19 protein-coding genes are annotated in these 21,242 nt (G+C 53.2%); 14 read left to right on the forward strand and 5 right to left on the reverse strand.

Annotated elements, in window-relative coordinates:
• The first annotated feature begins 38 nt into the window (after positions 1–38).
• From Z948_RS0107955 to Z948_RS0107965, 3 genes are read left to right on the forward strand one after another with little or no spacing between them, the layout of a single operon-like run.
• Positions 39–1,766, forward strand: a complete 1,728-nt coding sequence (locus tag Z948_RS0107955; RefSeq protein WP_025059037.1) for a glycosyltransferase family 61 protein — start codon at positions 39–41, stop codon at positions 1,764–1,766.
• A 57-nt stretch (positions 1,767–1,823) separates the two neighbouring features.
• The gene (locus Z948_RS0107960; RefSeq protein WP_025059038.1) at positions 1,824–4,082 is read left to right on the forward strand and encodes an NADP-dependent malic enzyme; all 2,259 of its coding nucleotides are present in this window, start codon (positions 1,824–1,826) and stop codon (positions 4,080–4,082) included.
• On the forward strand, positions 4,079–4,945 hold the full coding sequence (locus Z948_RS0107965; RefSeq protein WP_025059039.1) for a ribokinase: 867 nt from the start codon (positions 4,079–4,081) through the stop codon (positions 4,943–4,945). The genes Z948_RS0107960 and Z948_RS0107965 overlap by 4 nt, the downstream gene beginning before the upstream one ends.
• Here the strand turns inward: Z948_RS0107965 and msrA are convergent.
• Complete coding sequence (gene msrA / locus Z948_RS0107970; protein ID WP_025059040.1) at positions 4,942–5,598, reverse strand: peptide-methionine (S)-S-oxide reductase MsrA; 657 nt, start codon at positions 5,596–5,598, stop codon at positions 4,942–4,944. The genes Z948_RS0107965 and msrA overlap by 4 nt on opposite strands.
• Before the next feature lie 147 nt (positions 5,599–5,745).
• Between msrA and Z948_RS0107975 the strand changes: the two genes are divergently transcribed.
• Positions 5,746–6,441 carry a sulfotransferase-like domain-containing protein gene (locus Z948_RS0107975; protein ID WP_025059041.1) on the forward strand — a complete coding sequence of 232 codons (696 nt, stop codon included), beginning with the start codon at positions 5,746–5,748 and terminating at the stop codon, positions 6,439–6,441.
• A 194-nt stretch (positions 6,442–6,635) separates the two neighbouring features.
• On the opposite strand, the gene Z948_RS0107980 is transcribed toward Z948_RS0107975, so the two are convergent.
• Complete coding sequence (locus tag Z948_RS0107980; RefSeq protein WP_025059042.1) at positions 6,636–7,853, reverse strand: argininosuccinate synthase; 1,218 nt, start codon at positions 7,851–7,853, stop codon at positions 6,636–6,638.
• Between the two features lie 131 nt (positions 7,854–7,984).
• On the opposite strand from Z948_RS0107980, the gene ilvA reads away from it, so the two are divergent.
• Together ilvA and Z948_RS0107990 are read left to right on the forward strand one after the other, a co-directional pair.
• Positions 7,985–9,217, forward strand: a complete 1,233-nt coding sequence (ilvA, locus tag Z948_RS0107985; protein WP_025059043.1) for a threonine ammonia-lyase IlvA — start codon at positions 7,985–7,987, stop codon at positions 9,215–9,217.
• A gap of 18 nt (positions 9,218–9,235) precedes the next feature.
• Complete coding sequence (locus Z948_RS0107990) at positions 9,236–10,042, forward strand: SDR family oxidoreductase (protein ID WP_025059044.1); 807 nt, start codon at positions 9,236–9,238, stop codon at positions 10,040–10,042.
• On the opposite strand, the gene Z948_RS0107995 is transcribed toward Z948_RS0107990, so the two are convergent.
• The gene (locus Z948_RS0107995) at positions 10,039–10,371 is read right to left on the reverse strand and encodes an Hpt domain-containing protein (protein WP_025059045.1); all 333 of its coding nucleotides are present in this window, start codon (positions 10,369–10,371) and stop codon (positions 10,039–10,041) included. The two genes, Z948_RS0107990 and Z948_RS0107995, sit on opposite strands and share 4 nt — an antisense overlap.
• Positions 10,372–10,573: 202 nt before the next feature.
• Between Z948_RS0107995 and Z948_RS0108000 the strand changes: the two genes are divergently transcribed.
• Positions 10,574–11,785: a PP2C family protein-serine/threonine phosphatase gene (locus Z948_RS0108000; RefSeq protein ID WP_025059046.1), complete on the forward strand. Its 1,212-nt coding sequence runs from the start codon at positions 10,574–10,576 to the stop codon at positions 11,783–11,785.
• Here the strand turns inward: Z948_RS0108000 and Z948_RS0108005 are convergent.
• Positions 11,764–12,210 (reverse strand): NUDIX domain-containing protein, encoded by a 447-nt coding sequence (locus tag Z948_RS0108005; protein ID WP_025059047.1) that lies wholly within the window; start codon positions 12,208–12,210, stop codon positions 11,764–11,766. The two genes, Z948_RS0108000 and Z948_RS0108005, sit on opposite strands and share 22 nt — an antisense overlap.
• Before the next feature lie 80 nt (positions 12,211–12,290).
• On the opposite strand from Z948_RS0108005, the gene hslO reads away from it, so the two are divergent.
• The 7 genes from hslO (at position 12,291) to Z948_RS0108040 (ending at position 20,622) form a co-directional block, all read left to right on the forward strand.
• Positions 12,291–13,271, forward strand: coding sequence for an Hsp33 family molecular chaperone HslO (hslO, locus tag Z948_RS0108010; protein ID WP_025059048.1), 981 nt, complete (start codon positions 12,291–12,293; stop codon positions 13,269–13,271).
• Positions 13,264–13,860 carry a CoA pyrophosphatase gene (locus tag Z948_RS0108015; protein WP_025059049.1) on the forward strand — a complete coding sequence of 199 codons (597 nt, stop codon included), beginning with the start codon at positions 13,264–13,266 and terminating at the stop codon, positions 13,858–13,860. The genes hslO and Z948_RS0108015 overlap by 8 nt, the downstream gene beginning before the upstream one ends.
• Entirely contained in the window at positions 13,836–15,020 is a 1,185-nt protein-coding gene (locus Z948_RS0108020) for a CCA tRNA nucleotidyltransferase (protein WP_025059050.1), read from the forward strand. The genes Z948_RS0108015 and Z948_RS0108020 overlap by 25 nt, the downstream gene beginning before the upstream one ends.
• A 65-nt stretch (positions 15,021–15,085) precedes the next feature.
• A complete protein-coding gene (locus Z948_RS0108025) occupies positions 15,086–16,927 on the forward strand; it encodes an ABC transporter ATP-binding protein (RefSeq protein WP_025059051.1) in 1,842 nt (613 codons plus the stop codon).
• Complete coding sequence (locus tag Z948_RS0108030; RefSeq protein WP_025059052.1) at positions 16,924–18,756, forward strand: ABC transporter ATP-binding protein; 1,833 nt, start codon at positions 16,924–16,926, stop codon at positions 18,754–18,756. The genes Z948_RS0108025 and Z948_RS0108030 overlap by 4 nt, the downstream gene beginning before the upstream one ends.
• Positions 18,757–18,795: 39 nt before the next feature.
• The gene (locus Z948_RS0108035) at positions 18,796–20,013 is read left to right on the forward strand and encodes a class I SAM-dependent RNA methyltransferase (RefSeq protein ID WP_025059053.1); all 1,218 of its coding nucleotides are present in this window, start codon (positions 18,796–18,798) and stop codon (positions 20,011–20,013) included.
• 111 nt (positions 20,014–20,124) lie between these two features.
• The gene (locus tag Z948_RS0108040) at positions 20,125–20,622 is read left to right on the forward strand and encodes a L,D-transpeptidase family protein (RefSeq protein WP_025059054.1); all 498 of its coding nucleotides are present in this window, start codon (positions 20,125–20,127) and stop codon (positions 20,620–20,622) included.
• A 21-nt stretch (positions 20,623–20,643) separates the two neighbouring features.
• On the opposite strand, the gene dalA is transcribed toward Z948_RS0108040, so the two are convergent.
• The gene (dalA, locus tag Z948_RS0108045) at positions 20,644–21,153 is read right to left on the reverse strand and encodes a divisome-associated lipoprotein DalA (protein ID WP_025059055.1); all 510 of its coding nucleotides are present in this window, start codon (positions 21,151–21,153) and stop codon (positions 20,644–20,646) included.
• Positions 21,154–21,242: the final 89 nt, after the last annotated feature.

Consider the following 21,242-nt stretch of genomic DNA (forward strand, 5'->3'; position numbering starts at 1 on the left):
AAAGGTGTGTAAAAAGTCCCCTAAGAGACGCCGAGCCTGTGAGAAACAAAATTGATCTGAACGCTGATCCTCAGGATCTGTTCCTCAACCCTTGGCAGGATGAGGGCCTTAAGCTGTTGCAAAAGCCCGAATTTATCTGGCGTGAACGCCCTTTGGCTACCATCTCGGGCTTTGCGGTCAGCTCTTACCCAGAGATAAATCAACGGATTCGATCCTTTGTTGATACAGCACGAAAACAAAGAACCCTTCGCTCGGCGGTCGAAATTAATACGGTTCCGGTTGTAATCGACAATGCGGATTTTCGAAAAAATTCCCTTTATGCTAGTGGAAAGCTAATCCTTTCGGGGGCTTCGGGCACTCGGTTGTTGAATGCTTATAGGTGGGAACACGAAGAAGAGGCGTTTGATCCAGAGGAAAAGTTGGCCGCGTTTTTCACGGCCTGCCAAGATGGCAACAAAGGGAAGTCCCTTCCGATAGAGGGGACTTTTCTGGAAAACGATGTTCATTTCGCAATCGAGTGTCGGAACACGTTTAACTTTTACCACTTCATCGTTGAATCCCTGTCTCAGCTGTCTGTTCTGGACGAGGTCGGTTTTCAGGGAAATGTGTACTTCCATTATCCAAACAAGGAAGAGAAACGCCGCGCCTTTGTTGAGGGGTTTGTATCGGCGCTATTTCCTGAATTTGCGGGTAGGGTTTTCTTTGAGCGGGCTCCAAAGGAATACAACATTGTGTTGACGGCCTTTGATATGACGTTCGCCTTGGCGCAGGCCCCAAAAGCCGAGATCGAAAGCTTACAGGAACTGACAACCCGTGGCAGCGGCAAATTGGATCTCGGCAGCGCTGATGGGCAGCTGGTCTTGGGCATGAATGCCGTTAGCTCTGTTCTGATTGCGTTGCGCGCGCGGGCGTTAAAAGCGATTGAGGGTCACGACTTTAGCTATTTGCCCAAACGGTTTTTTGTAGGGCGCAGCGATAGTGGAAGCCGAAGCAGACCAATGCAGGGTGAAGACGAGCTTTTGGGCGCCTTGAAACCGCTTGGCTTTGAAAAAATAGCCTTCGAAGACCTGTCCCCGTTAGAGCAAGTCGCCATTATGGCACAAGCCGAGGTGATGATCTCGTGCCATGGTGCGGGATTCACCAATATGCTTTTTGCTAATCCGGATGCATTTGTCATCGAGCTAGGGACGCTACAAACGGCTCGCTATCGTTGGAAAGACTTTTGGCCGATCGCGAATACTTCGAATTGTCGCTATGTTAGCTTCTTTGCGGATTTCAACGCGGATGATCCATTGTTGGAGCCAAAGTTTGAAACGGACGGTATTGTACCCGTCAGCCTATCCCAAAGCGCGGTTGACCAAATCGCGACATTCATTGGGGCGGCGTTGGGGTACCAGCCAGAATTTTTGACACCCGAAGACTTGTTGCAAACGTCTAGGCGCGTGCTGCGCAGTGGCGCTGGCCAGCGCGCGATTGAGTTGCTTGAAGCGAACAGCGATATCGTTATCGGGAACCTCGATTTATGTCTGCTCAAAGCCGACTGTCACAAGGAACTGGGCGAAACCAAATCTGAATTGGCGGCCCTTAACCTCGCGTTCGAGGCGGATACCGACAGGTGGCAAACTTTGATCCGCATCTTTTGGTGCGCGAGCAGTTGTGAAAGACCACAAGTTGTACGTTGGGCTCTTTCCCTTCTCGAACGTGATTTTCCGGACAGATATGAGGCTTTTGTTAGCAATCACGAGTGGGTTCGCTTCGTAGCGTGATTGTGCGGAGCGGCGCAGACCGTTATGACGGGTGAAACAAAACGAAAGTGCCAACCCGTGACCAAAACAAAAGTAACAGCCGAAGAGGCGCTTGCCTTCCACCTTGACCCAACACCGGGCAAGTTTGAAATCACCGCCACTGTCCCGATGACAACGCAGCGCGACCTGTCTTTGGCTTATTCTCCTGGTGTTGCTGTTCCTTGCGAAGCGATCGCCGAAGACCCCCAGTTGGCGTATGATTATACCAACAAAGGGAACCTTGTTGCTGTTATCTCAAACGGGACAGCCGTTTTGGGTTTGGGAAACTTGGGCGCATTGGCGTCCAAGCCGGTGATGGAAGGTAAGGCGGTCCTGTTTAAACGCTTTGCCGATGTGAACAGCATTGATTTGGAACTGGATACCGAAGACACTGAAGCCTTCATCAGCGCGGTAAAACTGATGGGCCCGACGTTTGGTGGGATCAACCTAGAAGATATCAAAGCGCCCGAGTGTTTCATCATCGAACAACGTCTCAAGGAAGAGATGGATATCCCAGTCTTTCACGATGATCAGCACGGTACGGCTGTTATCTGTGCCGCTGGCCTTTTGAATGCGCTGAAACTGTCTGGGAAAAAGATCGAAGACGTTCAGATTGTTCTGAACGGCGCAGGTGCGGCTGGGATTGCCTGCCTTGAGCTGCTCAAGGCGATGGGCGCGCAGCATAACAACTGCATTATGTGTGATACGAAAGGTGTGATTTATCAGGGCCGTACCGAAGGTATGAACCAATGGAAATCTGCCCACGCAGCAGACACCAAAACACGAACCCTCGCCGAGGCGATGGTTGGTGCGGATGTTTTCCTAGGCGTTTCTGTCAAAGGTGCTGTCACGCCAGAGATGGTTGCCAGCATGGCGGATGATCCTGTGATCTTTGCTATGGCCAACCCCGATCCAGAGATCACCCCCGAAGAGGCACACGCCGTTCGCGCGGATGCAATCGTTGCAACAGGGCGCAGCGACTATCCCAATCAGGTGAACAACGTTTTGGGCTTTCCCTATCTGTTCCGCGGTGCGCTTGATATCAACGCCCGTGCGATTAACGACGAGATGAAGATCGCTTGCGCCCATGCATTGGCGAACCTCGCCCGCGAGGATGTGCCTGATGAAGTTGCGCTGGCCTATGGCAAAAACCTTAGCTTTGGTCGTGATTATATTATCCCCACGCCTTTTGATCCGCGCCTTATTCACCGTATTCCACCTGCTGTCGCCAAAGCGGGTATGGACACAGGTGCCGCGCGCCGCCCGATCATCGACATGGAAGCCTATGAAGAGGGGTTGAAATCTCGCCTAGACCCAACTGCGAACATCATGCGCGGCATTAACGCGCGTGCGCGTGCAAATCAGGCCCGTATGATCTTTGCCGAGGGTGACGATCCCAAGGTGTTGCGCGCTGCGGTTATGTATCAGCGTCAGGGTCTTGGTAAGGCATTGGTTGTAGGTCGCACCGAAGACGTAAAAGAAAAATTGATCGCCGCTGGCATGGGCGATGCAACCCGTGAATTGGAGGTCGTGAACGCGGCCAAGACCCAGCATTTGGACCTGTATAAATCCTACCTTTACGAACGCCTTCAGCGTCGCGGTTTTGACCGCAAAGACATCCACCGCCTAGCTGCGCGTGATCGCCACGTTTTTGCATCCCTGATGTTGGCGCATGGGCATGGCGATGGATTGGTTACGGGTGCTACACGCAAATCCGCCCATGTTCTGGACCGCATCAACCATGTGTTTGACGCAAACGCCGAAGGCGGCGCTGTTGGGATTACAGCCGTCCTTCATAAAGGTCGGATTGTGTTGATTGGGGATACTTTGGTTCACGAATGGCCCAATGCCGTTGATCTGGCAAACATCGCCGAAAGCGGTGCACGTGTTGCGCGGCATTTGGGGCTGGAGCCTCGGGTTGCCTTTGTTAGCTTTTCAACCTTCGGCTATCCAGTTTCGGAGAGAGCGGAAAAGATGCACCTCGCGCCTCAGGTTCTGGATAGTCGCGGTGTTGATTTTGAATACGAAGGCGAGATGACCGTTGATGTTGCCATGAATGCCGAAAGCCAAAAGAACTATCCATTCTCTCGCCTCACGGGGCCTGCGAATATTCTGGTTGTTCCTGCGCGCCACTCTTCCAGCATTTCGGTTAAGCTGATGCAGGAAATGGCGGGTGCTACGGTAATCGGCCCGATCCTGACGGGCTTGGATCAATCCATTCAGATTGCTTCGTCCACCTCAACGACGAATGACATTCTGAATATGGCGATCCTCGCAGCGTGTAAGGTAGGCGGATGATCTGGAACCTCGGCTCGATTAACATCGACAATTTTTACGAGGTTCCTCATTTGCCCATCGCGGGAGAGACGCTCGCCGCCCAAAGCTATGGCTTTGGGTTGGGGGGTAAGGGCGCGAATATGTCTGTTGCGGCCGCGCGGGGAGCTGCACGCGTTTCACATATCGGCGCAATCGGACCCGACGCAGGTTGGACGGTTGAGCGGCTGTTGGAATACGGCGTGGACACGCCACATATCGCCCAGATTGAAACCCCGACAGGACATGCAAACATTGTTGTGGATGGTTCTGGCGAAAACAGCATTGTCCTGTTCCAAGGGGCGAATGTTCAGCTAACCGAAGCGATCATTGGCAGCGCCCTTAGCGAAGCATCAACTGGTGATTTCCTGTTGATGCAAAATGAAACCAATGGTCAGGAATACGCGGCAACAACTGCGCAGTCCTTGGGCCTTAAGGTTGCTTATGCAGCCGCGCCATTCGAGGCCGAGGCGATTGCGCGTATCCTTGATCGGATTGATTTGCTGGTTTTGAACGAGGTCGAAGCCGAACAACTTGTCGAGGCGTTAGGAAAACCCGTAGAGGCACTGGGCATTTCAGATGTTGTTGTGACGCTAGGGGCAAAAGGCTGCAAATGGGTCTCTAACACAGGGGAAAAGGTGTTTGATGCCTATCCCGCCGATGCGGTTGATACCACTGGCGCGGGCGATACGTTTACCGGATATCTTGTTGCGGCATTGGATCGTGGCATGGATATGCACGCCGCGATTGATCTGGCCCTAAAGGCGGGTTCTTTGATGGTGACGCGCCGCGGAACAGCGGATGTGATCCCGGATTTGAAGGAAATCCAGGATCACTTTGGCATTTAACCCGCAAATGGTGCGGCTGAACCCCACAGCTCTTTGACGCGCTGATCACGGCCACAGGCATTTCGATAGGCCTTATAGGCGTTGGCCTTTGATTTCGGGCCAAAGCGGGTGACGACGATCTTTTTGCTTTTTGAATAATCTTGGTGATAGGCGTCTGCCGGATAGAATTTCGCGGCCCCAAGGACTGGCGTTACGATTTTTTGGCCAAGGTCTGATTGGGCCTTTTCCTTGGATTTGATCGCAGCGGCCTTTTGGCTTGGCGTTGCGAAAATTGCTGTTCGATAGCTGGCACCGCGATCGCAAAATTGCCCGCCTGCATCTGTTGGATCAACGGATCGGAAAAACATATCCAAAAGCTGGCCTGCGCTGACGACATCAGGATCAAAGGTGATTTGAACCGCTTCGTAATGGCCAGTGCCGCCCGACGTTACCTGCTTGTAGGTAGGGTTCGCGGCCTTGCCACCGGCAAAACCGGATACGGCTTCTTTTACGCCTTTAACTTTTTCAAAGTCGGCTTCGACGCACCAAAAGCATCCTCCGGCAACGGTTAAGGTTTCCGAACCTGCCGCCGCTGAGGGTGACGCCTGTGCAAACAGGCCAATGGCGATCAAACCTGCTAGGGCGAAAGACTTGAAGTTGTTGATCGTGCTCATGTTGCTCTCCTTTTTCGGGGATGCTGGCGATTGGCTGAGGGTTTCGCAACAGATGATTGATGTTCTCACGTGGTGGTGATTTCAGTTTACCGCTGCGGCCCTAGTGGTAAGGGTTAGACAAGCACGCCTTTGGCAAAGGAATTTAATATGCGTATCGCGATGTGGTCAGGGCCACGAAACCTAAGTACGGCAATGATGTATTCATTCGGCGCACGTGATGATTTTGCTGTGATGGATGAGCCGTTTTATGCGCCATACCTCAAGACCTCAAAGATCGAACACCCCATGACGCAAGAGATCATCGCAGCCCATGAAAGCGATCCGAAAAAAGTTGCTGATAGCTGCCTAAAAGGTGGCACGCCGCATTTGTATATGAAGCATATGCCCCATCACATGTTGGATGGTTTTCCGCTGGACTGGGCAAAGGAATGCGTGAACATCCACCTTATCCGCCACCCTGCGCGCGTCATTGCAAGCTATGCTGCCAAGCGCGAAGCACCGACGTTACAGGACATCGGGTTTGTCCAGCAGTCAGCGCTGTTTGACCGGCTCGGTGGGATTGTCATTGATAGTTACGACATCAGGGAAAACCCCGAGGCGATGCTGCGCAAGCTATGCGAGGTGATCGAGCTACCTTTTGATCCTGCAATGTTGGCATGGCCCGCAGGCCCCCGAGACGAAGATGGGGTATGGGCGAAACATTGGTACGGCGCCGTGCACAAAAGCACAGGATTTGCGGGGGCAGAGGGGCCTTTGCCCGACGTGCCTGAGGATTTACAGCCTGTATTGAAAGATGCGCTAGAGCATTATCACGGGTTACAGGACCGCTGCCTTTCCCCGTGAATGGATGCAATTGAATGCTACATGTTTAGCGTTCTTAAATAGTATCTATGCAATCTTGATCGCATAGACCGGTTTCCGGTTAAGTAACGAGTTGGCGACCCGAGCAATCATCCGTTCGGGTCGTTCGTTTTCTCTTTAACAAGTAGAATTTGTGAAAAGATCCGGCCAAAGGATGATTTGACCGGATCTATCAATCACTTGAATCGTTGGTCGCGTGCCGCCAACAATTTCAGGCGCAGCGCGTTCAGCTGAATAAAGCCTGCCGCGTCTTTTTGATCGTATGCACCAGCATCATCTTCAAAGGTCACATGTGCTTCGGAATACAGGCTGTGGTCTGACCAACGGCCAACTGTGCGCACATGGCCTTTGTACAGTTTCAGACGAACGGTGCCTGTCACATGTGTTTGGCTTGCGTCGATAGCGGCTTGCAACATGGTGCGCTCTGGCGAGAACCAGAAACCGTTATAGATCAGCTCGGCGTATTGCGGCATCAGCTGGTCTTTTAGGTGCATCGCGCCACGGTCCAATGTGATGGATTCGATTGCGCGGTGCGCTTCCAGCAGCAATGTACCACCGGGTGTTTCATAGATGCCGCGGGATTTCATACCAACGAAACGGCCTTCAACAAGGTCAAGACGGCCACAACCGTGTTTGCCGCCCAATTCGTTCAGCTTGGTCAGAACTTCGGCAGGGGATAGGGCTTCGCCATTGATGGAAACCGCATCGCCGCGCTCAAACCCGATTTCGACGTATTCAGGTGTATCGGGCGCTTCTTCGGGGCTGACCGTGCGCTGGTAAACATATTCTGGCGCGTCGATTGCTGGATCTTCCAGAACCTTACCCTCGGAAGAGGTGTGCAACAGGTTCGCATCAACCGAGAAGGGGGCCTCGCCGCGTTTGTCTTTTGCAACGGGGATCTGGTTCATCTCGGCAAATTCCAGCAGCTTGGTACGGCTGGACAGGTCCCATTCACGCCATGGCGCGATGACTTTGATGTTTGGGTCCAGCGCGTAAGCGGCCAGTTCAAAACGAACCTGATCGTTGCCTTTGCCTGTCGCGCCGTGCGCGATGGCGTCAGCACCTGTTTCATGTGCGATTTCCACAAGGCGTTTCGAAATCAGCGGACGTGCGATGGAGGTGCCCAAAAGGTACAGACCCTCGTAAACGGCATTTGCACGGAACATCGGGAATACAAAGTCGCGCACAAATTCTTCGCGGACATCTTCGATATAGATATCAGACGCGCCCATCATTTCTGCCTTGGCGCGGGCCGGTTCCAGCTCTTCTCCCTGACCAAGGTCAGCCGTGAAGGTAACAACCTCACAACCATATTCGGTCTGGAGCCATTTCAGGATGATCGAAGTATCAAGGCCACCGGAATAGGCGAGCACAACTTTCTTTGGCGCGGACATGTTATATTCCTTTGTCGAGTTTCGCGGCTGGCCTAGCTGGTTTTGCGGGTTTGGGCAAGGTTGATGGGTTGATTGACCGTTCGGTAATAGACACCTATCCAAGACCTTGATGCATCAAAGGGCAGGATCACATGAGTGAAGATTTCCAAATGGGCGCAATTGCGGCCACTCGCGCGATGCGAAGCGTGTTTCCCGCAACGCCTCTTTTAAAGAATGAGCACCTGTCAGAACTCTATGGTGCCGAGATTTACCTAAAGCGTGAAGACCTAAGCCCTGTGCGGTCATACAAGCTGCGCGGCGCGTTCAACGCGATGCGCAAAGTGATCCCCGAGCATCAGGTTTTTGTCTGCGCTTCAGCTGGCAACCACGCCCAAGGGGTTGCCTTTATGTGCAGCCATTTCAAAGTACGCGGTGTGATCTATATGCCTGTCACGACGCCGCAGCAGAAAATCCAAAAGACCAAGATGTTCGGTGGCGAAAACATCGAGGTGCGTTTGGTTGGCGACTATTTTGACAAGACGCTGGAAGCAGCACAAAGTTTTTGCGCAGAAGAGGGGGCGTATTTTCTCTCTCCTTTTGATGATGATGACGTCATCGAAGGACAGGCCTCGGTCGCGGTTGAGATAGAGGACCAATTAGGCGGTGTGCCAGACCGCATTATCCTTCCTGTTGGTGGGGGCGGGTTGTCCTCGGGTATTCGCGCCTTTTTGGGTGACCGATGCAAATACACCTATGTTGAACCTTTGGGTGCGCCCAGCCTTGCGCGTTCATTGGAAGAAGGCGCGCCTATAGACGTGTCGCCAATCAATACATTTGTAGATGGCGCGGCCGTTGCGAAAATCGGGGCGCGTACGTTTGAAAAACTAAAAGGCGCAAGCCGCGAGGATGTTGTCCTGCTATCCGAGGATCGTATCTGCGTGAGTATCGTAGAAATGCTCAACGTGGAAGGGATCGTTCTAGAGCCCGCAGGCGCCTTAAGCATCGAAGCGCTGGGCGAAGTTGCGGAAGAGATCAAAGGCAAAACCATTGTTTGCGTCACCTCGGGCGGGAACTTTGATTTTGAACGCTTGCCAGAGGTAAAAGAGCGCGCGCAGCGGTATTCTGGGCTAAAGAAATACTTTATCCTGCGGATGCCCCAGCGTCCTGGCGCGTTGAAGGAGTTTCTGAATATTCTGGGGCCAGATGATGATATTTGCCGTTTCGAATACCTCAAGAAATCGGCGCGCAACTTTGGTTCGGTTTTGATCGGGATCGAATCCCCAACGCCCGACGCTTTCCCGAGGTTTCTGTCTTTGCTGGATGACGCAGGGTTTACCTATACAGATATTACGAATGATGAGACGCTTGCCCAATTCGTGATCTAATTATTTTCGGGGGGAAGCATGGATATTTCTGGTAAAACGGTTGTCGTCACGGGCGGGGCCAGCGGGATTGGCGCAGCGCTTGCGCGCCAAGCAGTAGAGGCAGGCGCAAAAGTCTGCATCGCGGATCGTAACCTTGAGCTAGGCCAGAAAGTCGCGGCTGAAATTGGCGGCATGGCTGTTTCATGTGACGTGACCCAAGAAACCCAGATCATCGCGGCCATTGATGCGGCCGAAGCGGCCTATGGTCCGGTGGATGTTTTTGTATCGAATGCGGGGCTGGGAAAAGGTGACCCAACCCATGCGGCATCTGCGTCTGATGCGGATTGGATGTTGAACTGGAACGTTCATGTGATGTCCCATGTTTGGGCCGCACGGGCGTTGCTCCCCGCGATGATCGAACGGGGATCAGGCCATTTTGTAAATGTCGCATCGGCGGCGGGTTTATTGAATCAAATTGGCGACGCTGCATATTCGGCAACCAAACATGCAGCCGTCAGTTTTGCCGAATCGCTGCTGATTTCACATGGGGATGACGGGATTGGCGTCTCGGTTGTTTGCCCTCAATACGTGGCGACGCCTCTGTTGGGGCTAGGCGATGCAGATGCCGAGGGTAATTTGCTCACTGCGGGTGATGTTGCCAAATCCGTTTGGAAAGGTGTTTCAGATGGCACGTTTGTTATTATGCCCCATCCAGATGTCGCAAAATATTATGCGCTGCGCGGGGCAGATACGCCGCGCTGGATCAAAGGGATGCAATTGCTGCGCGCCAAAGCCATGCAGGAACATGGCGGGATCGACGTGAGCAGTTTTTACAAGCTGATTTAGGTCAGCTTGCCATTCTCTAGGCCTGATAAAAAAGCATTTTTGCTTTCTTCATAGCATTTGAGGATGGGTTCCAGTTCGATCCCTGCCGCGTCGCCATTTGCGGCGCGGGTTTCGCCGATTTGGCAAAGGTTAGCAAAGTCGGCAAACCCCAAGTTTAACGCACTCCCTTTAAGCGCATGAAGATCAGCCCCCAAGGTATCTCTGCTCCCCTTGGGGGGCAGTCCGCTGATCATTTCTGCAACCTCTTCAATGAAAATTTCAACGACCTCAGGAAAATCATCTTTTCCTATTTCGTCTCTAAGCGAGTTGATTTTCAGCCAATCAATCATCGGAACCTCCAATTTTGCGATTTAGGCTATCCCGAATTCGTTAAAGTGAAGTGTCCTCTTTGGCTAAATCGAGGTTCACGGCCTGTTAAGGTCATGTCGATACGAATTTGCACAGAAGCCACGTGGAAGAGCTATGTCCATCGCACCCTTACCAAATGTAAATCTGTCAGCATCGCCTCAAGGGCGAGCCATAAAGAATGTCTTGGTTGTAGATGATAGCAAACTGCAACGTAAAATCCTGACACTGGCCCTGAAACGCTGGGGTTTTACCGTTTCCGAAGCTGCCAGTGGCGAAGAGGCGCTGGAGATGGCCAAAGAATGTCGTCCTGATCTGGTGCTAAGTGATTGGATGATGCCGGGCATGACGGGGCTGGAATTGTGTCAAAAATTTCGGGCTATGGATGATGATGAATACAGCTATTTTATTCTTTTGACGTCCAAGAGCGAAAAGGAAGAAGTCGCGCGCGGACTGGATAGTGGCGCCGATGATTTCCTGACAAAGCCGGTTGATAATAATGAACTGCGCGCGCGAATTGCTGCCGGTGAGCGACTGGTTGAAATGCAGCGATCCGTTGTGAAATCAAACCGCGCCCTTAGCGATACATTGGACGAGTTGCAGCAGCTTTACGACAATATCGAAAGCGATCTGCAGGAAGCCAAAAAGTTACAACAATCCCTGATCAAGGAACGGTTTCGTAAACTGTCGACTGGCGATTTATCCTTGATGCTTAGGTCGTCGGGACATGTCGGGGGGGATTTGGTCGGCTTTTTTCAGGCAGGATCAGAGCATGTGGGCCTATTCGCAATAGATGTATCGGGCCATGGAATCAGCTCTGCGTTGATGACCGCGCGTTTGGCGGGCTATTTGTCCAGCGCGGCACCTGATCAAAACGTTGCCCTGCATAAAAACGAGCAAGGGAAATATGTGCCGCGCGCTCCGGATGAGGTGGTTGCCGATCTGAATAATCTGGTTCTCGATGAGATGGATACAGAGCATTATTTCACCCTGCTCCTCGCGTTTTTAGAACTTGATACAGGGCATCTGATCATATCTCAGGCTGGGCATCCGCATCCCGCCGTTCAAAGAAAAAATGGCGTGATTGAGCAATCAGGCGCGGGTGGGTTTCCTGTTGGGTTGCTTTCAGGTGTTTCCTTTGAGCGGTATGAAATTACTCTGAATAAGGGGGATCGCATTCTGATCCTATCAGACGGGGTGACCGAATGCCCTGGCCCAGACGGTGACATGTTAGAAGAAGAAGGCCTTGCCACACTCATGCAAGAACTGAAAACCACGCGGGGGCCGGCATTCCTCGAGGCCCTTATTTGGAAGCTGTCAGAGTTTAACGGCAGTGGCGATTTTCCAGATGACGTGTCTGCAATTCTGTTCGAATTTCAGGGCCGTGAATCTAGGTAGGCTTCCAGCATCATTCGATCGCCCTCATTCCCCAAAGAAGCCAAGGCATCTTTGGCATCAAGGATCATGGTTACGTGGTGGGCTTCGATGGGTTCATGAAGCTGACGGGTGGGGCGCGCAACAAAGACTGTGCACAGCTTTTCAGCCCAAAGGTCATATTCAGGCATAAAAACAAATCGTCGAAAGGCGCCTAAGCGAATTGGATTTGAAATCGACCAACCAATCTCTTCGCGGACTTCGCGGTAAAGGGCCTGTTTTGGGCTTTCACCGGGGTCGATACCGCCTCCGGGCAATTGAATGTCGATTTCCCCATTCACCTCTGCGGTCAGCAAAAACCGCCGTCCAATTGGCAAAATAACATAGGCACCGGGCCGCAAAATATACCGCTGACCCCTTTGCGGAACCTCTCCGACACGTCTGATCATCATCAACCCCTTTTTGTCTTGGCTTGCCCGCCCTACATAGACACGGTATGCCAAGCGCTTCGCGGTAAGGATAGATGAAAATGACAGATGCAAACATCAATGGGTGGGACGATACGGTTCTGCCATTCCAGCTTGATAACTCGGATATTCGCGGGAGGATTGCCCGTTTGGATACCGCTTTGGGCGGAATCCTTGAGCAACATAACTATCCCCCGCAGGTCGAAGCATTGGTTGCGGAGATGGCTCTGCTGACGGCGCTGATTGGTCAAACCATGAAACTGCGTTGGAAATTGCAATTGCAGGTTCAGTCAAACGGCCCTGTTCGTATGATCTCGACAGATTATTACGGCCCCCAAGAGGATGGCGGTCCCGCGCGAATCCGTGCCTATGCCAGCTATGACGCTGATCGTTTGACGGATGGCTATCCGATTGATCAGGTCGGTGACGGCTATTTTGCGGTTATGATTGATCAGGGTGAAGGCACAAAACCCTATCAAGGTATTTCGCCGCTTTCTCGTGAAGGGTTGGCAAAATCAGCCGAGGGTTACTTTGCCCAATCCGAACAGTTGCCCACACGGTTTGAACTGACCTTTGGCAAATCTACCATGGCGGATGGGGTTGAAGAGTGGCGCGCTGGTGGTGTGATGCTTCAGCACATGCCAAAGGCATCACCCTTTGCGGCGCAAGCAGAGGGTACAGGCGAGACTTTGCAGCCTGTTGATTTGCTAAACGATGATGAAACAGAAAACTGGAACCGCGTGAATATTCTGCTGGATACAGTTGATGATCTGGAGCTGGTTGGCCCAACGGTTGAACCTTCCCAAGTGCTGCTGCGGTTGTTCCACGAAGAGGCACCGCGTGTCTTTGACAAACAGCGCGTTCACTTTGGTTGCAGCTGCTCTGAAGATAAGGTCCGCCAAAGCCTGTCCATCTATTCGGCGCGGGACCTAGAGACAATGACAACAGAGGATGGTCGAATCACGGCTGATTGCCAGTTCTGTGGCGCGCATTACAACCTAGATCCAAAAACGGTTGGTTTTGAAGCCGAAGGCAATGCGTAATCAACTTGAACACTTTCGGAAGTCTTTGGCCCAGACGGGTGTTCAGTCTTCCGATTTTGATCTGAACCCTGAAACAGTTCTGCCAGCGGGTCGCAAATTGCGCCCTGCTGGCGTGCTTGCCCCCATCGTTGAAACAGAAAACGGGCTGAGCCTTTTGCTGACGAAACGCTCAGCCGCTCTCAAACATCACCCGGGGCAAATTGCCTTTCCGGGGGGAAAGCAGGATGAAGGCGACAAAGATGTCATCGCCGCGGCTCTGCGGGAAGCCGATGAAGAAATCGGATTGCCCCCTGATACCGTCGAAATTCTGGGAACGCTTCCCCAACATGAGACGATAACCAGTTTCATCGTTACGCCCGTTGTGGGTTTTGTGAAATCCGATTTTGTCGTTCGCCCAGAACCTGGTGAAGTGGATGAAGTGTTTGCGGTTCCGCTCACCCATGTTTTGAATCCTGATAACTATCAGATTCAATCGCGCAGGTGGCGTGGGCAGAAGCGCCACTATTTTGTGGTGCCTTTCGGACCCTACTACATCTGGGGCGCGACTGCGCGTATGCTTCGCTCATGGAGCGAGATTATACAAAACTGAATTCGACAGATGCCCCTTGGCTAAACGTCCCTTCTGCACGCGCGGTTTGCGATGCGATTTTGGCGGGTGGTCATCAGGTGTATTACGTTGGTGGCTGCGTTCGAAACGCCCTTTTGGGTGAACCGATGAGCGACGTTGACATGGCGACAAGTGCTACGCCTGATCAGGTGATCGCATTGACCAAGGCTGCAAATCTCAAACCCGTTCCAACCGGAATTGATCATGGCACCATCACGGTTGTTTCTGATGGTGTCGGTTATGAGGTGACGACATTCCGCCGTGATGTGGAAACGGATGGCCGCCGCGCTGTTGTGGCGTTTTCCACCGACATTCTAGACGATGCACGCCGTCGCGATTTTACCATGAACGCATTATATGCAGATCGTGACGGGGCGGTGATTGATCCTTTGGGTGGATTGGATGATCTGCGCATGCGTCGTGTTCGGTTCATCGAAAACGCAGAGCAACGCATTCGCGAGGATTACCTCAGAACCCTGCGGTATTTCCGCTTTCATGCGTGGTATGGTGATACCTCTGAAGGGTTGGACGCAGATGCGCTTGCTGCAATAGGGTCTAATTTGTCGGGGTTAGAGACACTTTCTGCGGAGCGGGTTGGAACGGAAATCAAAAAACTTCTTGCTGCAGATGACCCATCTACTGCTTTAGCCGCAATGGCCCAAACGGGTGTATTAGGGACTATTCTATCGGGCGCGGACCCAAAACTTACCATGCTGATGATCCATGGCGCCACGCATGTGAATGTGACGCCGGATTGGATAGGGCGGCTGGTTTCTATGGGAGGGGCAGATGTTCCTTCTAGGCTCAGGTTGAGCAATGCAGAGAAAAAGAAATACGAAACGATCTATCACGCTGCCTATGATGGCCCTTCGTTGCTAGGGGTCGCATACGAGCACGGAAGCGAGATTGCAGTACAAGCACATTTGATCCAATCCGCAATCGCTGAGACCTTACCGAATCCCAGCTATGTTCAGGCTCTAATAAAGGCTGCTGAACAGGTTTTTCCGATTTCCGCGAGTGACCTCATGCCCCAATATCAAGGCGCGGCATTAGGGGCGTGTCTGGCGGAGCTCAAAGCGGCGTGGATATCCTCTGCATTCGAAATGCAAAAAGCAGAGCTGTTAAAGGCTGCAAACCTTTGAATCGTGGATGGTCTTTCCCTTGAATGACAGGATAGGCTTGCGCGAAACGGTCATAGGTCATTGCAATGTTCCGACTATTTGAAAATCTCGTAGATCCCTACACAGAATACCCCGAAGAAGATCACCCGCCGCAAACTTTGTGGCCTTTCTTTTTGGGGTATAGCCAGCCGTTCAAAAAAGTCTTTGCCTTGACGGCGTTTATGTCGATCCTTGTGGCTGGGATTGAGGTTGGTCTGATCTATTACATGGGGCGGATCGTCGATGTATTGGATCAAGGCCCCGAGCAAATGTGGGCAAAGCACGGAACCGAGCTGATCATTGTCGGTTTGCTGATCGTTTTCTTGCGACCAATCCTTCAGGTTCTTGATGTTGCGCTGATCAACAATGCGATTTTGCCTAACTTTGGCACGCTCATCCGATGGCGTGCGCATCGGCAGGTTTTGCGTCAATCGGTTGGCTGGTTTGAAAACGACTTTGCTGGCCGGATCGCAAACCGGATCATGCAAACTCCGCCCGCTGCGGGCGAGGTGGTTTTTCAGGCCTTTGATGCGCTGTCCTTTTCGCTGGCCTATTTGATTGGCGCGGCGATTTTGCTGACCACTGCTGATCCGCGATTGTTATTACCGCTGGCTATTTGGTTTGCTGTTTACCTTCTGCTGTCGCGCTGGACGATCCGCCGGGTTGGTCCAGCGTCCAAGGCGGCGTCGGATGCGCGTTCGGCTGTGACGGGGCGTGTGGTGGATGCCTATACGAATATTCACTCGGTCAAGATGTTCGCGCACCACGACCGAGAAGAGCTTTACGCCAAAGAGGCGATTGAAGAGGCGCGGCGCACATTCCAACAGGAACAGCGGATTTTCACCACGATGGATTTTTCGTTGGTCATGCTCAACGGTCTTTTGATCGTCGGTGTTGTTGGCTGGGCCTTGGCGCTTTGGCTGCAGGGTGCGGCCAGCGTGGGGACCGTTGCCGCGGCCGCTACTTTGACGCTTCGGCTGAATTCCATGACGGCGTGGATCATGTGGGCGCTGTCCTCCTTCTTTCGCCAGCTTGGCGTGGTGGCAGAAGGGATGGAGACGATCGCCCAGCCCGTTAAGCTGGTTGATGCCCCAAATGCCCAACCCTTGAAACTGGTCGATGGGCGCATAGAAATGTCCCAGCTTTCCCATCATTACGGGCGCAAATCAGGGGGGCTTAACGCGATTGATCTGACAATTGAACCGGGTCAAAAGATTGGCCTGATCGGGCGCTCAGGCGCTGGAAAATCGACCCTAATCAAGCTTCTTTTGCGATTTTATGATGCTGAGGCTGGCGTGATCAAAATTGATGGTCAGGATATTTCTACTGTCACACAGGACAGTCTGCGCAGGCAGATCGGTATGGTCCAACAAGATAGCGCGCTGTTGCATCGCTCGGTTTTGGAAAACATCAGCTATGGCCGCCCCGATGCAACCAAAGCCGAAGTGATAGAGGCCGCCCGCCAAGCCGAAGCGCATGAGTTTATTCAAGAGCTGCAAGATCCCGAAGGGCGGACGGGCTATGCGTCGCGGGTTGGTGAGCGGGGCGTAAAGCTATCGGGGGGGCAGCGGCAGCGAATAACTTTGGCGCGTGTGATCCTGAAAGATGCGCCAATCCTTTTGTTGGACGAAGCGACAAGCGCGCTGGACAGCGAAGTCGAAGCCGCGATCCAAACAACTCTTTATGGCATGATGGAGGGCAAGACCGTTATCGCGATTGCGCACCGTCTTTCCACCATCGCGCAGATGGATCGGATTTTGGTATTGGATGAGGGGCAGATTGTCGAAGACGGCGATCACGAAACGCTTTTATCCTCAGGGGGGCTTTATGCTCAGTTCTGGGCGCGGCAATCTGGCGGGTTCTTGCAAATGGAAGATGAAAACACATGAACATGGCTAATCTGATTCAACCGTTCAAACCAGCGAACGGCCCTCCGCCTCAGACATTGGGTGCGTTCATGCGGTGGTGCCTGTCGGGCGCGTGGCCTGCGCTTTGGCTTGCGGCGGCGTTTTCGGCGATCGCGGGCGCGCTCGAGGCGGGAACCGCGTTGATATTAGGCTGGGTGATTGATGCAACGGTCGCCAGCGGGCCTGATGCATTTTTTGACGGTCGCAATGCGGCGATGATTGCGCTGTCCATCGGGTTTTTCCTGATCGCTAGGCCCTTGTTCTTTGGCCTGTCCGCGGCATCCAACGCGATCATTGTTCAGCCGAATGTTAACCCGCTGGTTTTGTCACGCCTTCACCGTTGGTCACTGGGGCAGAATGTCAGCTTTTTTGATGATGATTTTGCAGGCCGTATTGCGCAAAAGCAGATGCAGACCGCGCGTGCGGTGACGGATGTTGCTGCCGAGATGATTAACGTCGTGGCCTTTGCATTGGCATCCCTGTTTGGCGCGGTGTTTTTGCTGGTTGCGATAAATGGCTGGGTTGCGGTGGGTTTGGCGGTTTGGCTTTGCCTGTATTTTGCTCTGATCAATTGGTTCATGCCGCGCATTCGGCACCGCTCGGCGGGGCGGGCTGGTGCGCGTTCGCTGGTATCGGGGCAGGTGGTTGATACGATCACCAACATCAAAACAGTGAAATTGTTTGCCCATGATGATCACGAAGACCGCGCAGCGCTGGATTCAATGGAAAGCTTTCGCAAACGCGCGCTTGAGTTCGGATATCTGGCCGCTGGCTTCCGCTTTGCTTTGATGAGCCTTGCTGGCATTTTGCCGGTTTTGCTAATTGGCGCGACGGTCGTTTTGTGGCGACAGGGGGCGGCGAGTACAGGTGATATTGCGGCGGCTGGTGCGATCTCGATCCGTATCGCGCAGATGACAGGATGGGTCAGTTTTACGCTGATGGCCATCTATTCCAACATTGGTGAGATCGAAGACGGCATGCGCACCCTTACGCCGCGCACGCGACTAGAGGATGCTGAAAACGCCAAACGACTGGATGCAACACAGGGTGAGGTGATTTTCGAAAGGCTCGGCTTTGCTTATGGGCGCAAAACTGGCGGGATCGAAAATATTGATCTGACGATTGGGGCTGGTGAAAAACTGGGTGTGGTTGGCGCATCGGGTGCTGGCAAATCGACATTGGTTTCCCTGATGCTACGGCTTTATGAGCCGGAGAAAGGTCGGATTTTGATCGACGGACAAGATATCCGCGGCGTGACCCAAGAAAGCCTGCGCCGTTCTATCGCAATGGTGACCCAAGAAACCGCGATGTTTAACCGATCAGCCCGCGAGAATATCTTATACGGTAAACCCGAAGGGTCAGAGGCTGATATGATCGCTGCGGCAAAACAGGCCGAGGCGCATGATTTCATTCTAGAGCTGGAAGACCACAAAGGCCGCAAAGGCTATGATGCGCATTTGGGTGAACGGGGCGTAAAACTGTCTGGAGGTCAACGGCAAAGGATCGCTCTTGCGCGCGCCATTATCAAAGACGCGCCGATATTGGTTTTGGACGAAGCAACCAGCGCCTTGGACAGCGAGGTCGAGGCGGCGATTCAGCTGGCGTTAGATCGGGTGATGGAAGGTAAAACCGTGATGGCAATTGCCCACCGCCTATCAACCCTGCGCGAAATGGATCGGATCATCGTTTTGGACCAAGGGCACATCGCCGAGGCAGGAACCCACGACGCGTTACTGGCCCAAAAGGGGCTATATGCTGGTTATTGGGAACGCCAATCTGGCGGCTTTCTGGATATAAAGCCTGTTGAATAGGGACTAGCCGACAAGCGCCAGCAGGGTTATGGCGGGGGTATGACAGAACACAACATTACTCACCTTGGTATCTATGGCGACGGGATCGCCGAAGGTCCGGTTTTTGCGCCTACGACTCTTCCGGGGGAAGTTGTTTCGGGGGTCTTGGACGGCTCGACCTTAACGGATGTCAAAATCATTTCTCCGGCCGATGATCGTGTTGCCGCGCCTTGTCGCCATTTCAAGGCCTGCGGCGGGTGCCAATTGCAGCATGCTTCGGATCGTTTTGTCGCCGATTGGAAGACGGACCTTGTTGCACAAGCTTTGGCTGCGCAGGGGCTCAGCGCAGAAATCAGGCCGATTGTAACGTCACCAGCCAAATCGCGCAGGCGCGCTACCTTTGCGGCACGTCGCACCAAAAAGGGAACCATGTCGGGCTTTCACGGTCGCGCGTCGGGGACCGTTGTGGAAATTCCCGATTGCCAGCTGGTTGAACCAGAACTGCTGGCTGCCCGCCCAATTGCAGAAGCCTTGGCCGTGATCGGCGGCAGCAGAAAAGCAACTTTGGCCGTAACCGTAACAACATCTCCGCGCGGGTTGGATGTGCAGGTGAGCGGCGGTAAGCCCTTGGATGGTCCGTTGCGGATTGCGCTTGCGGGTTTGTGCGAAAGCCGTGGTTTCGCCCGTCTGACATGGGAAGACGAAGTGATTGCCCAACGCTCCCCCCCCGTTCAGCGTTTTGGCGCTGCCGATGTCTGCCCCCCACCGGGTGCGTTTATGCAGGCCACCGCCCATGGCGAAGCGCAGCTGCTGGCCGCTGTGCAGGAGGCGGTTCACGGGGCCAAACGTGTCGTTGATTTGTTTGCAGGTTGCGGCACCTTTACCTTGCCGCTTGCCCAAAACGCCGAAGTTCTCGCCGTAGAGGGTGAGGCGCAGATGGTCGAGGCGATGGACAAAGGCTGGCGCATGGCGAAGGGTCTCAAAACAGTGACCCATGCGGCGCGTGATCTATACCGCCGTCCGCTGCTGCCGGATGAGTTCAAAAAATTCGACGCCGTTGTCCTTGATCCGCCCCGTTCGGGCGCCGAGGCGCAGACGGCTGAATTGATACGCTCTGATATCAAACGGATCGCCTATGTGTCCTGTAACCCGATCTCGTTTGCACGTGATGTTGCGCAAATGGTGGCTGCTGGTTTCACCTTGGACTGGGTCCAGCCGGTAGACCAATTTCGCTGGTCCTCGCATGTTGAACTTGCTGCGCAAATATCACGGGCCTAGCCCTTTGCGCAGTGTTTTGCCGTTTTTTGGCTTTTGACGTATTTGTGAACTGCCAATTTTTTGATATGGTGTAGTCAATAACGATCCGACAACGGATGAGGCGGCAGGCATATGAAACGAAGACATCTGATATTGGGTGGCGCAGCGGTTGCGACCTTAGGGGCGTGTAGCCCCAGCAAATTCAAACGATATAATGGTCCCGAGGTAACGGGTGTTGTCGTCAACAAGGGCGAGCGAAAGATGTATCTTTTGCATAAGGACCGCGTGTTGAAAGACTATGACATCTTTCTCGGTTTTGCCCCCGAAGGCCACAAGCAGGTGGAAGGGGATGGCAAGACACCAGAGGGGAACTATCGGATTGACCGACGCAACCCCAATAGCCGTTTCCATCTGTCTTTAGGAATTTCTTATCCAAACGCAGAAGACATTCGCGTTGCGCGGGCGTTGGGGAAATCACCCGGAGGTGAGATTTTCATTCACGGCCAACGTCACCCGATGCGGTTGGATAAAGGTGACTGGACGTGGGGCTGTATTGCTGTGAACAACAAGCAAATGGAACGTATCTATGCGATGGTCAAAGACGGCACGCCGATCTCGATCAACCCATAAACAATGGGGCTGACCGATTGGTCAGCCGCCCATAACCAGCGTCCACCAGATTTTACCATTTTCTTCCTGAAACCACGCAAATCCCATTTTGGTAGCATCAGCTGACATCAGGATACGACGTGTGTCGGGTTGGGACATCCACGCGCCCAGCGTCTCAAGTTCGGATTCATAGGTCTCGGAAATCACTTCGCCGACAAGCGCCCCTGGATAGCCAACGCGGCGGACACGATCAACAGGGGACGATCCGTCCGAGCCAAAGTGCCAAGGACGGTTTTGGATTTGCATATCACGTGAATGGGTCGCTGCCGCAGCTGTTAGCTGGGAATCAAGCGCAACCGGCCCCAAAGCCGCAGCACCACGCAAAGAGTTAACCGAATCAAGCATCCGGAAAGGAATCTTAGCGGTCTCGCGTTGGGTAATCTTGTAAGCAGTTGGCACAGGTTTGCCGTCAGCGCCAAGAGGGACAGTGGCGGGCTGGCAGGCGGACAAACCCACAACTGCAACCAGTAAAAGAGTAAAAAGACGGATCATTACGCTACTCCAAGCCTAAATTCATAAATTGGCAATACATGCTGAGGTGCAACAGTTCAAATACACTTCGCGGTGAACCGCCTATCTAA

This window comes from Sulfitobacter donghicola DSW-25 = KCTC 12864 = JCM 14565 (genome assembly GCF_000622405.1).
Lineage (GTDB): Bacteria > Pseudomonadota > Alphaproteobacteria > Rhodobacterales > Rhodobacteraceae > Sulfitobacter > Sulfitobacter donghicola.